Source organism: Streptomyces sp. YKOK-I1 (assembly GCF_054660435.1).
Window position 1 is genome coordinate 5,229,505 of record NZ_BAAGDR010000001.1, and the last position, 12,200, is coordinate 5,241,704.

The 12,200-nt window shown below is 70.0% G+C and carries 11 protein-coding genes; 5 read left to right on the top strand and 6 right to left on the bottom strand.

Annotated elements, in window-relative coordinates; translation table 11 throughout:
• Positions 1 to 173 precede the first annotated feature (173 nt).
• The 3 genes from ACYQ8Q_RS23225 (at position 174) to ACYQ8Q_RS23235 (ending at position 3,922) form a co-directional block, all read left to right on the top strand.
• A complete protein-coding gene (locus ACYQ8Q_RS23225) occupies positions 174 to 1,286 on the top strand; it encodes a LacI family DNA-binding transcriptional regulator (protein WP_460067611.1) in 1,113 nt (370 codons plus the stop codon).
• Between the two features lie 460 nt (positions 1,287 to 1,746).
• The gene (locus ACYQ8Q_RS23230; RefSeq protein ID WP_460067613.1) at positions 1,747 to 2,829 is read left to right on the top strand and encodes a metallophosphoesterase; all 1,083 of its coding nucleotides are present in this window, start codon (positions 1,747 to 1,749) and stop codon (positions 2,827 to 2,829) included.
• A 214-nt stretch (positions 2,830 to 3,043) separates the two neighbouring features.
• Positions 3,044 to 3,922: a hypothetical protein gene (locus ACYQ8Q_RS23235; RefSeq protein ID WP_460067615.1), complete on the top strand. Its 879-nt coding sequence runs from the start codon at positions 3,044 to 3,046 to the stop codon at positions 3,920 to 3,922.
• A gap of 87 nt (positions 3,923 to 4,009) precedes the next feature.
• On the opposite strand, the gene ACYQ8Q_RS23240 is transcribed toward ACYQ8Q_RS23235, so the two are convergent.
• Positions 4,010 to 5,389, bottom strand: a complete 1,380-nt coding sequence (locus tag ACYQ8Q_RS23240) for a VWA domain-containing protein (protein ID WP_460067616.1) — start codon at positions 5,387 to 5,389, stop codon at positions 4,010 to 4,012.
• A gap of 117 nt (positions 5,390 to 5,506) precedes the next feature.
• Between ACYQ8Q_RS23240 and ACYQ8Q_RS23245 the strand changes: the two genes are divergently transcribed.
• Positions 5,507 to 5,920 (top strand): VOC family protein, encoded by a 414-nt coding sequence (locus tag ACYQ8Q_RS23245; RefSeq protein WP_460067618.1) that lies wholly within the window; start codon positions 5,507 to 5,509, stop codon positions 5,918 to 5,920.
• 56 nt (positions 5,921 to 5,976) lie between these two features.
• On the opposite strand, the gene thiC is transcribed toward ACYQ8Q_RS23245, so the two are convergent.
• Positions 5,977 to 7,785, bottom strand: a complete 1,809-nt coding sequence (thiC, locus tag ACYQ8Q_RS23250; protein WP_460067620.1) for a phosphomethylpyrimidine synthase ThiC — start codon at positions 7,783 to 7,785, stop codon at positions 5,977 to 5,979.
• A 252-nt stretch (positions 7,786 to 8,037) separates the two neighbouring features.
• Here thiC and ACYQ8Q_RS23255 point away from each other — a divergent pair, with 252 nt between their 5' ends.
• Positions 8,038 to 9,741, top strand: coding sequence for a YibE/F family protein (locus ACYQ8Q_RS23255; RefSeq protein ID WP_460067621.1), 1,704 nt, complete (start codon positions 8,038 to 8,040; stop codon positions 9,739 to 9,741).
• A gap of 109 nt (positions 9,742 to 9,850) precedes the next feature.
• Here ACYQ8Q_RS23255 and ACYQ8Q_RS23260 read toward each other — a convergent pair whose 3' ends face one another.
• The 4 genes from ACYQ8Q_RS23260 to ACYQ8Q_RS23275 form a co-directional block, all read right to left on the bottom strand.
• Positions 9,851 to 10,297, bottom strand: a complete 447-nt coding sequence (locus tag ACYQ8Q_RS23260) for an SsgA family sporulation/cell division regulator (RefSeq protein WP_460067622.1) — start codon at positions 10,295 to 10,297, stop codon at positions 9,851 to 9,853.
• A gap of 100 nt (positions 10,298 to 10,397) precedes the next feature.
• On the bottom strand, positions 10,398 to 11,279 hold the full coding sequence (locus ACYQ8Q_RS23265) for an IclR family transcriptional regulator (protein WP_460067624.1): 882 nt from the start codon (positions 11,277 to 11,279) through the stop codon (positions 10,398 to 10,400).
• 200 nt (positions 11,280 to 11,479) lie between these two features.
• The gene (locus ACYQ8Q_RS23270) at positions 11,480 to 11,692 is read right to left on the bottom strand and encodes a DUF5326 family protein (protein ID WP_133911160.1); all 213 of its coding nucleotides are present in this window, start codon (positions 11,690 to 11,692) and stop codon (positions 11,480 to 11,482) included.
• Positions 11,693 to 11,853: 161 nt separating this feature from the next.
• On the bottom strand, positions 11,854 to 12,171 hold the full coding sequence (locus tag ACYQ8Q_RS23275; protein ID WP_460067625.1) for a cupin domain-containing protein: 318 nt from the start codon (positions 12,169 to 12,171) through the stop codon (positions 11,854 to 11,856).
• Positions 12,172 to 12,200: the final 29 nt, after the last annotated feature.

Genomic DNA, 12,200 nt, shown 5'->3' on the forward strand with positions numbered 1-12,200 from the left:
TCGGTGCGTTGGCAGGCTCATCCGTGCCAACACGTCACGTCTTGGGATGCGAACGCCCAACTGACTTGTTTTCTAAGGCATTTGATAGCTGAAGACCTTGCAGAAACGTGCCTGTCAACGCGTGCATATGCGTCCGCCCTACCCCACCGGATGAGCCCTACTATCGGCTCGCCATGACAGCAGCAGGGAAGCACCAGGTGAGCCGCGCGGAAACCTCACGCCGAGGCAACCGGCCGGGCCGAGCGGGCATCAGGGACGTGGCCGCCGCCGCCGGAGTGTCCATCACGACCGTCTCCGACGCCCTCAACGGCAAGGGCAGGCTCCCCGACGCCACCCGACGCCATGTCCGCGAGGTCGCCGACCGACTGGGCTACCGCCCCTCGGCCGCGGCCCGAACCCTCCGTACCGGCAAGTCGGGCCTCATCGGTCTGACCGTGACGACGTACGGGGATGAACCTTTCACCTTCACCGAGTTCGCGTACTTCGCGGAGATGGCGCGCGCCGCCACCTCGGCCGCGCTCGCCCGCGGCTACGCGCTCGTCATCCTCCCCGCGACCTCGCGCCACGACGTGTGGTCGAACGTCGCCCTGGACGGCACGGTCGTCATCGACCCGTCCGACCAGGATCCGGTGGTCAGCGAGCTCGTGCGCCAGGGTTTACCGGTGGTCTCCGACGGCCGCCCGGTCGGCTCGCTGCCGGTGACCGCCTGGGTCGACAACGACCACGAGGCCGCCGTGCTCGACATCCTCGACCACCTGGCCGACGCCGGCGCCCGCCGCATCGGCCTGCTGACGGGGACCACGACGGACACGTACACGCGTCTGTCCACCACGGCGTATCTGCGGTGGTGCGAGCGGGTCGGGCAGGATCCGGTGTACGAGGCCTACCCCGCCCACGACCCGTGCGCCGGCGCCGTCGCCGCCGACCGGCTGCTCGCCCGCCCCGACCGCCCCGATGCGGTCTACGGGCTGTTCGACCCCAACGGCACCGATCTGCTCGCCGCCGCCCGCCGCTACGGGCTGCGGGTGCCGGAGGACCTGCTGCTGGTGTGCTGCAGCGAGTCCACGGTGTACGCCAGCACCGAGCCGCCCATCACCACGCTCTCGCTGAAGCCCCGCCGCATCGGCACGGCGGTGGTCCAGCTCCTCATCGACGCGATCGAGGGCGTGGACGCGGACTCACCGGTCGAACAGGTGATACCGACCGAACTGATCATCCGTACCTCTTCCCAGCGACGTCCGCCCCGGACGACGGTCAGTCCGCCTCGGACGCCGGAGAAGGGGTAGCGGTCGGCCGACGTCCGGCGGAGCGCGGTGGACGTCGGCCAAAGGCCCCGGCGCGGGGCCGGAGGCGGCGCTGAGGGGATGGTGGTGGTACGGCGGGGGCGTACCCGTCGTACCCCCTCCTGGGTGGCACAGCCGTCGGCGCCCTCGGCGTGCCTCCGGTCGGTCCTGTCCGTACGGTCGGGCCGTCCGACCCTCCCGGGTCGCCCCGGGAAACCGGTCCTGCGCCCCCTCGGCGGGGCCCGGCGCGTATGAGTGCGGTGTGCGCCGGGTGTGTACCGGCTGCAGAAGCCCGGCCCAATCGGGGCGAAAGCGGCGATGAACTGGACCCTTGCTCCGATTCACCACCCCTGGGTCATCACACGGCTCGATCCGCATTCCTATGATGGGCGCACGGCACCGCGGGCGGCTTCGACCAAGCAGCCCGCAGGGTGCAGCTGCGGCGCGATGGTGGAGGGGTCTGATGACTCAGGGGGCCGGTCAGGGACCGGAGGCGGAGCGGACGGCGACGTTGCGCGACTTCCGGGTGCCCGCTTACGTGCACGAGACCGGACCGTACGACCAGAGCGCACATCCGGGCAACGTCGCGCCGCCCTTGGAGGACGCCGTGGAGCATCCCGAGGGCTACACGCCCACCCAGCGCGACCTGCCGGTCATCAAGCGCGGCGACACCCTCCAGGTGCCCGTGGACCCGGCGCCCGCGCCCGTACCGCAGCCCTCGGCCGGCCCGGGGCCCCTGTTCGTCGTCGGCGACGTGCACGGCTACCTCGACGAGCTGCTGGCCGCGCTCCGGGAGAAGGGCCTGATCGACACGGCCGGCAACTGGTGCGCGGGCACCGCCCGGCTGTGGTTCCTCGGCGACTTCACCGACCGCGGCCCGGACGGCATCGGTGTCATCGACCTCGTCATGCGGCTGTCCGCCGAGGCCGCGGCCGCCGGCGGCTACTGCAAGGCCCTCATGGGCAATCACGAGCTGCTCCTGCTCGGCGCCAAGCGGTTCGGCGACACCCCCGTCAACTCCGGTGCGGGCACCGCCACCTTCCAGGCGGCCTGGCTGCTCAACGGCGGCCAGAAGAACGACATGGACCGCCTCCAGGACCACCATCTGCAGTGGATGGCCCGGCTCGACGCCGTCGAGGAGGTCGACGGCCATCTCCTCGTCCACTCCGACACCACCGCCTATCTCGACTACGGCGACTCGATCGAGGCGGTCAACGACACCGTCCGCGAGACGATCACCCGCAACGACGCGGACGAGGTGTGGGACCTCTTCCGTAAGTTCACCAAGCGCTTCTCCTTCCGGGACGAAGGTGGAGCCGACGCCGTCCGTTCCCTGCTCGATACGTACGGCGGTACCCGGATCGTTCACGGACACAGCCCGATCCCTTATCTGCTGGGCGAAGTCGGCTCCGAGGAGGACGAGGACGGCGACGGCCCGCACGTCGAGGGACCGCACGTCTACGCGGACGGACTGGCCATCGCGATGGACGGCGGCGTGACGATGGCCGGAAAGCTGCTGGTCCAGCAACTGCCGCTGGACGACTGAACGTTCGGGGGCGGATGGCCAAGCGCTCGCTCGGCGGGCCCGCCCCCTCGCGAAGCGGTCGGCGACGGTGCAGGTCGGCGGCCAATTTCGGCAAACCCCCTGTCACCGCGGGCCGTCGCCGCTCTACCATCGGCTTATCCGTAGCAGGCTCCCCTCCGTTTCTGCCCGACGGCTCGTTGGCATGCGAGCCCCAAGCCCTACGGAGCATCGGGGGATGCACATGAACAGCGTTCCGCAGCACCTGCACAGTGAGGACCGCCAGGAGTACGAGCGGGTCCTCGACGAGGCGCTGCGCTCCGCACCACACCACCCGGAACCGGCCGCTGTGGGACAGCGGCTCAATCCCGAACAGCTGCGCACCATGGCGCTCAACGCCTCCGCGCTCATCACGGCGGCCGCGGCGACCGAGTACCAGCACTACATAAAGGTCCGCGAGGAACTGCGTCACCCGGCGCCGTCCACCCCTTCGTCCCCGCATGAATCCGGTTCGGGGGAGCCGGGCGCGGGCGCGGTGGGGCTCGCGACCACCATGGGCGACGCGGCGCAGGTCGCCGAGACCGCCGGAGCGGGCGCCGTGGCCGTCGCCGCCGTCCTCACCCCGGTCCTCGCCGGCACCGCCGCGTTGATCTTCCTGCTGGTCGGCTACCTCCTGCGGGCGGTCGACCCCGACCGGACGGCCGCCCACGCCATGCTCAACGTCGGATGGGCGTTCGGAGCGATCGCCGCCCTGGCGATCCTGGTCGCCACCGTGGGGCTGCTGCTCACCGCCCTGCGCAACCGTCCTTCCCTCGAGGCGGGACCGTACGGCGAACTGAACGACGAGGTCGAGCGGGCGAAGGACGCCTGGCGGGAGGCTCTGCTGGAGCGGGGCATCCTGCCGTTCCTGCGGGAGGCCCTCGCCAGCCCGGGCACGACGCTCCTGTCCCCCGAGCCGGCCCCGCCCGCCCCCACCGGCCGCCTGCCGAAGATCGGGTACGACCGTCCGGGCTTCACCAGCCCCGACGACGGCCCCGCGGCGGGCCCGCGCCCGAGCTTCACCAGCCCGGACTACACGAGCCCGGACTTCGGCGGCCCCGAGCACCAGCCGGAATAACCAGTCGGCTTGCGCCCCCGCATACCTGGGGCCGGGGAGCGCAAGCCGATCGGTGGGATGACGTGGTGGCAGGTGTCCTACGGCCGCTCAGAGGATGCCGGCGTGTCCGGCCGCCGTGATCCAGGACGGGAACTCCGACAGCAGCCGGTCGTAGAGTTCCTGATCCGGTACGGCACTGATGTCGTCCACGGCGAAGAAGCCGACGTTGTCGACGCGTCGGCCGGGGAGGGTGTCGAACCGCTCCAGGACGCCGTAGTTGGACCGGCCGAGCCCCACGAACTGCCAGAAGACCGGCTCCTCGACCGCCGCGCGCAGCTCCTGCTCGATCGCCGCATCGCGGTAGACCCCTCCGTCGGAGAAGAACAGCACGAGCGTGGGCAGGGGCGTGGGGTTCTCCCGCACATACGCCCTGACCTCGGCGATCGCCTTCTGCTCCTCGTTCTGGATGCCGACCGTCCGCATGTCCACCTGGCCGGGCTCCAGCCCCTTGCGGGGCTTCTTGCCGCGGCGGAACAGGCTGATCTCGCCCACCCGGACGTGCAGCCGCAGCCACTCGGGGAGTTCGGCCAGCCGGAGATCGGGGAGCCGGGCGGGATTGCTGGCGAACGTCCAGGCCTGCATCTCGCCGTCGTCGTCGAGCTGCGCCGCCACCGCGGCCATGCGCTCCACGACGTCCGCCACCACTCCGCGCGAGTAGTGGAACGCCATGGATCCCGAGGCGTCCAGCACCAGCAGGATCCGCGCCCGGACCCCGGCGGCCCCCCGCTTGCTCAGGCTGACGGCGACCTGCTCCTTGCGGAGGGACAGCCGCTTGCGCATGTCGACGGGGAGCTGGTCCTCGCCTTTGATCAGGCGGGGGGTGGCGGGTGTTGGGGTGGTGGTTGGGGTGGGCGAGGTGACGGGGACGGGGGAGGTGGGTGAGGTGGGCGGTGGCTCCTCGTCGACCGTGATGCCGAAGTCGGTGGCGAGTCCGGCGAGTCCGGAGGCGTATCCCTGACCGATGGCGCGGAACTTCCAGCGCCCCTCGCGCAGATACAGCTCGCCGCAGAGGAACGCGGTCTCCGTCTCGGCTTGCATCTCGAAGCGCGCCAGTTCGGACCGTCCGTCCGGGCCGAGCAGCCGTAGCGTGAGCCCGGCCACCTGCCCGAAGGTGCCGCCGTCGGCGGATGCCCCGAGCACCACCCGCGTGACGGCGCTCTCCAGCGCGCCGAGGTCCACCTGGACCGTGTCGGTCAGGACCCCGTCGGCCCGCTGTTTGCCGAGGTGGATGACGGCGCCGGACGCGTGGCGCGGCTGGTTGTAGAAGACGAAGTCACCGTCGTCCCGCACGCGTCCGACGCCGGTCAGCAGCAGTGCGGAGGCGTCGATGTCCGGCCCTCCGGCCCCCTCGGACCAGCTGAGCTCCGCCCGGACGGCGGAGGAGTCGACCGGCACGTTCGCGCCCTTGCTCATGGATCGCGCGTTCATGGACTCAGTCAAGCACCTGGGACGCCGTCCACGACGCCCGTCTTGATGGCGGCTCCCCGGCGGCGGATCGTGGGAGGGGACGACGACGCCCCCTCACCGGCCCCCGAGGAAGCCCCCATGCCTCCCCTGCCTCCCGCTCCCCTTCTGCGTGTGAAGGCCTTCGACCACCTGGTCCTCAATGTCGCCGATGTCGAGCGATCCCTGGACTTCTACACCGGGCTCCTCGGCCTGGAACCGGTCCGCGTGGCCGAATGGCGGGCCGGCGAGGTCCCCTTCCCCTCGGTGCGGATCACCCCCGACACCATCGTCGACCTGCTCGACCGCCCCCGCGGGGAGGCGAACGTCGACCACATCTGTCTCACCGTCGACCCCCTGGACTGGGACGAGCTCATCGCGTCCGGAACCTTCACGGTCCTCGAAGGCCCCGCACCACGCTTCGGCGCCCGCGGCACCGGCACGTCGGTCTACATCGCGGATCCGGACGGCAACACGGTGGAACTCCGCTGGTACCCGCAGGACGCCCCGGCCTGACGAGCGAGCCGGAAGGCCCCGGGCCGACCCCTCCGGCTCCGCCCGCCGCGGGGATCTCAGTCCGCGATCGGGAGATACACCCTGTTCCCGCCGGCCGCGAACTCCTTCGCCTTCAGAGCCATGCCTTCTTCGACCTCCTGCCGACTTCCCCCATGGGTGCGGCGGATGTCCTGAGAGATCTTCATCGAGCAGAACTTCGGCCCGCACATCGAGCAGAAGTGGGCCGTCTTGGCCGGCTCGGCCGGGAGGGTCTCGTCGTGGAAGTCACGGGCCGTGTCCGGGTCGAGGGCCAGGTTGAACTGGTCCTCCCAGCGGAACTCGAAGCGGGCGTCGGACAGTGCGTCGTCCCACGCCTGGGCGCCGGGGTGGCCCTTGGCGAGGTCGGCCGCGTGGGCGGCGATCTTGTAGGTGATGACACCGGTCTTGACGTCGTCGCGGTTGGGCAGGCCCAGATGTTCCTTGGGCGTCACGTAGCAGAGCATGGCCGTGCCCCACCAGGCGATCATCGCGGCGCCGATACCGGAGGTGATGTGGTCGTACGCCGGAGCGACGTCCGTCGTCAGCGGGCCGAGCGTATAGAACGGAGCTTCATCGCAGATCTCCTGCTGAAGGTCGATGTTCTCCTTGATCTTGTGCATCGGGACATGTCCCGGGCCCTCGATCATGGTCTGTACGTGGAAACGCTTGGCGATCGTGTTGAGTTCCCCGAGCGTGCGCAACTCCGCGAACTGCGCCTCGTCGTTGGCGTCCGCGATCGAGCCGGGCCGCAGCCCGTCGCCCAGTGAGTACGTGACGTCGTAGGCGGCGAGGATCTCGCAGAGTTCCTCGAAGTTCTCGTACAGGAACGACTCCTTGTGGTGCGCCAGGCACCAGGCCGCCATGATCGAGCCGCCGCGCGAGACGATGCCGGTCTTGCGGTTCGCGGTGAGCGGGACGTACGCGAGACGCACGCCCGCGTGGACCGTCATGTAGTCCACGCCCTGCTCGGCCTGCTCGACGACGGTGTCCTTGTAGATCTCCCAGGTCAGTTCCTCGGCCCTGCCGTCGACCTTCTCCAGCGCTTGGTACAGCGGCACCGTGCCGATGGGGACGGGGGAGTTGCGCAGCACCCACTCTCGGGTGGTGTGGATGTTGCGGCCGGTGGAGAGGTCCATGACCGTGTCGGCGCCCCAGCGGGTCGCCCAGGTCATCTTCTCGACCTCCTCCTCGATGGAGGACGTCACCGCCGAGTTGCCGATGTTGGCGTTGACCTTCACCAGGAACCTCTTGCCGATGATCATCGGCTCGATCTCCGGGTGGTTGACGTTGGCCGGCAGCACCGCGCGCCCTGCCGCGATCTCCTCGCGCACGACCTCCGGAGAAACGTTCTCCCTGAGAGCCACGAACTCCATCTCGGGCGTGATCTCGCCCCTGCGGGCGTACGCGAGCTGGGTGACCGCCCTGCCGTCCCGGCTCCGGCGCGGCAGCCGCGGACGGCCGGGGAACACCGCGTCGAGATTGCGCAGTCCACCGCGCGGCGCGGTGTGCTTGATGCCGTCGTCCTCGGGCCGGACCGGCCGGCCCGGGTACTCCTCCGTGTCCCCGCGGGCGATGATCCAGTTCTCCCGCAGCGGCGCCAGGCCCCTGCGTACGTCGGTGTCGGCGAGCGGATCGGTGTACGGCCCGGAGGTGTCGTACAGCGTGACCGACTGCCCGTTGGTGAGGTGCACCTGGCGGACCGGCACACGCAGGTCGGGGCGAGCGCCCTCGATGTACCCCTTGTGCCAGCCGATGGACGTCCCGCTCTTCTCGCTGGTCGCCACGGCCGCGTCCGTGTCGGCCGCGTTCTGCGTGAAGGCAGGCGTGCGTGCGTCCTTGTTGGTCATGAGACCTACTCCCTACGCCGGCATTACCCGGTAACAGGTTCGGCGGTCGACGCAGCGGCTACCGTCTGCCGACGTTTCATGTGAAACATCACTCGCTCTGGTGACGTTCCACGTGAAACATCGCGAAGACGGAGGTCAGCGCCCTCTCAGCCCGGTGCTCCGAGCTCCCGCGTGTGCAAAGGTGGCTCCACGCTAGCGGCATGTGTGGCGCGGTGAACAGTGGGCCACCGCCGTTCTTGCGATGATCGGGCGGTGACCACGACACACCAGCCCCCGTATCCGCCCGGCGAGCCGCCTCGCAGGCCCGGCGCCGGTGGCGGCCCTGGTCCCACACCTGCCAACGCTCCGCAGGGCGGACCCACCGCCCAAGGGCGCCAGGACGAACGCGACTTCGGCTTCGGCGGTGGTTTCGACCGCGGTCATGAGGCCGGGCCCGGTTACGGGCAGCACCCGGGACCCCGTCCGGGAGGCGACGGCACTCCCGGACGCCACGGGCCGGGTCACCATGAGCCCGGTCACCATGAGCCCAGTCACCATGAGCCCCAGCACTCCAGAAACGGACACCCCGGGCACTCCGAGCGTCCTGAACACTCCGGGCACGGGCACGGGCACGGGCACGGGCATGGGCACAGCCACAGCCACGGTCCGGCCGCCCCGGTCTCCAAGCATCTGCGCAAGGTCATCGGAGCCGTCCTCATCCCCTTCGCCGCGGCGGTGCTGGTCGGACTGGTGGTGCTGTGGCCCGGCGGTGCACCGGCGCACGAGCGCACCGGCGTCGGCTTCGACCGGCAGACGCAGCACGCCACGGTGACCAAGGTCGTCAAGGTGAGCTGCCAGTCGGTGAACGCCTCCGGTGGCACCCCGATCGGCGGCACCTCCACCACCGAGGGCTCCTCCGCCGAGCAGAAGGCGAACGGCACCTGCAAGAAGGCCACGATCCGCGTGGACACCGGCGACGACAAGGGCCGTACGTTCACCGAGATCGTCCAGCCGGACCAGTCGCGGCAGTTGGAACAGGGCGAACAGGTCGTGGTCGCCTACGAGCCCTCGGCGCCGAAGGACCTGCAGTACTCGGTCACCGATGTGAACCGCCGGATCCCGATGACGGTCCTGGCCGTGATCTTCGCGGTCGCCGTCGTGGTCGTCGGGCGGCTGCGGGGTGTCATGGCGCTGGTGGCGCTCGCCGCGAGCTTCCTGATCCTGAACTTCTTCATCCTGCCCGCGATCCTTCAGGGCTCGAACCCCCTGCTGGTGGCCGTGGTGGGGTCCAGCGCCATCATGCTGATCGCCCTGTATCTGTGTCATGGGCTGTCGGCCCGTACGTCCGTCGCCGTGCTCGGCACCCTCATCTCGCTGATGCTGATCGGCGTCCTCGGCTCCTGGTTCGTCGACTGGGCCGCGCTCACCGGCAACACCGACGACAACACCGGCCTGATCCACGGTCTGTACCCGTCGATCGACATGAGCGGTCTGCTGCTCGCCGGCATCATCATCGGCTCGCTCGGTGTCCTCGACGACGTGACGGTCACCCAGACGTCCGCGGTCTGGGAGCTGCACGAGGCGAACCCGGCGATGGGCTGGCGCGGGCTGTACCGGGCCGGCATCCGGATCGGCCGTGACCACATCGCGTCCGTGGTGAACACGCTCGTCCTCGCCTACGCCGGTGCCGCCCTGCCGTTGCTGCTGCTCTTCTCGATCGCGCAGAGCAGCGTCGGCACGGTCGCCAACAGCGAGCTGGTCGCCGAGGAGATCGTGCGCACGCTCGTGGGCTCCATCGGTCTGGTGGCCTCGGTACCGGTCACCACGGCCCTCGCGGCCCTGGTGGTCGCCGCCGACCGCCCCGAACCGGGTATGGCGGCCGCGTCCGCACCGGTGCCGGAGACGGCCCCGGCGGGCGCGCCGACGGCAGGACCCGGACAGCCTCGTGGCGGCCGGGGGAGACGGCGCAAGCACTGACGACAGGAGGGCGGGGCCCCGGAAGAGGCGCCCCGCCCTCTGAAGAAGCGTTCCTGCGTGGCCCCACCCCCCTGGCGAAGCGTTACGCCTGCGCCGGCCGTCGGAGGAGTCAGCCGGTGCTCTGCTCCTCCGCGAGGATCCGGTCCAGCGCCTCGTCGAGATGGGTGTCGAAGTCGGCCAGCGCCCCCTCCTGGCCCAGCGGGACCAGCTTGTCGGTGCGGTCCAGGAAGGCCACCAGAGGTGCCGCCGAAGACCGGAACAGCGCCTGGTCGGCGCCCACCTGCAGCCGGATCAGGACCTCGCCGAGCACATCGGGGTCCACCGGCGAGACCCGGACGTCCCCCTCGCCGCACGGCCTGCCCACCCCGTCGATGAGCAGCTCGCGCCCGAACGCCCAGGTCACCGGAGCGTCACCGGGAAGGTGGAAGGTGAGCCGTACGGCATAGGGATCGCGCGACTCATAGCCCAGTTCCACCGGGATGCGGAACGAGAGTTCCTCGGACACGAGGAAGCTCATCATGACTTCTGCCTGAACTGCCTGTACGGACTCGCGCATCGCGTTACCCCGTCATTTGCCGTCGAATGGCCGGTAATCAACCCCTGACACTGCACCGCATCTTGCTGAACGTACACAACAGATCACAAGGAGTGAGTTTTCACATACTGATAGAGATCGCGATTGACCCCAACTTGCTCCCGATCTCACTCTGCAACTGCCGCGCCGCCGGGAGCAGCCGATCGGCCTGCCGGGCGGGCAGGGAGATGGCCATCGTCGCCGCCGTGGCGCCCACGGTGATCGGGACCGCGGCACACACCGTGCCCAATGCGTATTCCTGCCTCTCCACGACCGGTTCCATGCGTCGGGTCCGCTCCAGGCGCCTGAGCAGGGTGTGGTCGTCACGCACCGTGTACGGGGTGATCGACTGCACGGGGTGGCGGTCCAGGTGATCACGGCGGGCGATCTCGTCCATCTGGGACAGCAGACACTGGCCGATGGCGTGCGCATGCGCGGTCTCACGGAAGTCGGCCCACTCCTGCACCGCCGGATTGCCGGGGGTGTCGGAGACACACATGATCTCGATCTCGCCGTCGCGGTACCGGGCGTAGTACACGGGGACACCGATCGAATCACGCCACTGGGCGAGGGTGTCGGCGACCGTGCTGCGACGTTTCTGCGCCGCTCCGCTGCTGGCCAGCCGCTCCGCGGCCTCGCCGAGGAAGAACAGCCCCTTGTCCCGGCGCAGATAACCCTCGTACACCAGGGTGCGCAGCAGGTGGTAGGCCGTGGGGAGCGCGAGGCCGGTCTCCCGGGCCAGTTGCTTGGCCGGAGCACCGCACTGGTGCTCGGCGACGGACTCCAGCAGTCGCATCGCGCGCTGTACGGAGCCGATCAGCGTCATGGCGGGGTTCGGCTCCGTCGCCGTGGGACGGGGCTGCTCGGGGAGTCCCGTGCCCGGAGGGCGCTGGAGCGGGGGCGCGGCGGGACGCGGGGCGGGTGGTGCGTGTGGTTCCGGGGAGGCGGTGTCGACCAGGGCCAAGGGGTCACTCCCGAAGCGCGAGGGGGCGGCCCGTGCGGGGAGACACGGGAGGGGGGTGTACGCCGCTCGCGGGGGTCTTCCCCGCGTCGAGTTCCGGACTTTAACCGCCCGCCGACGCCCGGGAACCGGCCCCGCCCGAAACTTCCCCCAGCCGAGGGAACAGGTGAATCCTGTTACCGCTCAGCGGTCTCCCGCGCCGCTCACCAGTCGCCTCGCGAGGAGGAACCCGCCATGAACTTCCGTACGACGTAGACCAGTCCGCCGACCAGGGCCACGAAGATCAGCACCTTGAACAGGAGCCAGACCAGGAAGCCCACGACGCTGGCTATCAGGCCGCCGAAGACGACCAGGGCGATGACCGGCACCGCCACCCACTTCACCCACCACGGCAGTCCCGCGAAGATCTCTCGCATCGCCTTCGTCCTTGTCCTCGTCCTGGTCCGGCCCGAACTCCTGTGAGTCCGGATGCTTCCGGTGTCCTGTCGTCGATGCTAGGTCCGCGAGGGGGGCCGGCGGGGGCCCGGCGCCCCTTGTCCTCCCCTGATCGATCCCCTAGGGAACCCGGAGACCCGGGTCAGGCCTCGGGCGGAGAGAACACCACCAGGACCCGCAGGTCCTCGCTGATGTGGTGGAACCTGTGGGCCACCCCGGCCGGGACGTACACCACACTGCCGCGCGCGACCTGGGTGGTCTCCAGCCCGACGGTGATCGAGGCGCGGCCGCTGACGACGAAGTACACCTCGTCCTGGTTGTGCGGGTTCTGTGGATCGTGTTCCCCGGCATTGAGCGCGTACAGGCCCACGGACATGTTCCGCTCCCGCAGGAACTGCAGGTAGGCCCCGTCGTTGGAGGCTCGCTCCGCCTCCAGTTCGTCCAACCGGAATGCCTTCATCGTGTTCGTCCGCCCTCGCCCGGTGCCCG

What these genes read in the sequence shown, in the direction of transcription:
- ACYQ8Q_RS23225 (WP_460067611.1), top strand. Translation starts at nt 174, where the DNA reads ATGACAGCAGCAGGGAAGCACCAGGTGAGCCGCGCGGAAACCTCACGC.
- ACYQ8Q_RS23230 (WP_460067613.1), top strand. Translation starts at nt 1,747, where the DNA reads ATGACTCAGGGGGCCGGTCAGGGACCGGAGGCGGAGCGGACGGCGACG.
- ACYQ8Q_RS23235 (WP_460067615.1), top strand. Translation starts at nt 3,044, where the DNA reads ATGCACATGAACAGCGTTCCGCAGCACCTGCACAGTGAGGACCGCCAG.
- ACYQ8Q_RS23240 (WP_460067616.1), bottom strand. Translation starts at nt 5,389, where the DNA reads ATGAACGCGCGATCCATGAGCAAGGGCGCGAACGTGCCGGTCGACTCC.
- ACYQ8Q_RS23245 (WP_460067618.1), top strand. Translation starts at nt 5,507, where the DNA reads ATGCCTCCCCTGCCTCCCGCTCCCCTTCTGCGTGTGAAGGCCTTCGAC.
- thiC (WP_460067620.1), bottom strand. Translation starts at nt 7,785, where the DNA reads ATGACCAACAAGGACGCACGCACGCCTGCCTTCACGCAGAACGCGGCC.
- ACYQ8Q_RS23260 (WP_460067622.1), bottom strand. Translation starts at nt 10,297, where the DNA reads ATGCGCGAGTCCGTACAGGCAGTTCAGGCAGAAGTCATGATGAGCTTC.
- ACYQ8Q_RS23270 (WP_133911160.1), bottom strand. Translation starts at nt 11,692, where the DNA reads ATGCGAGAGATCTTCGCGGGACTGCCGTGGTGGGTGAAGTGGGTGGCG.
- ACYQ8Q_RS23275 (WP_460067625.1), bottom strand. Translation starts at nt 12,171, where the DNA reads ATGAAGGCATTCCGGTTGGACGAACTGGAGGCGGAGCGAGCCTCCAAC.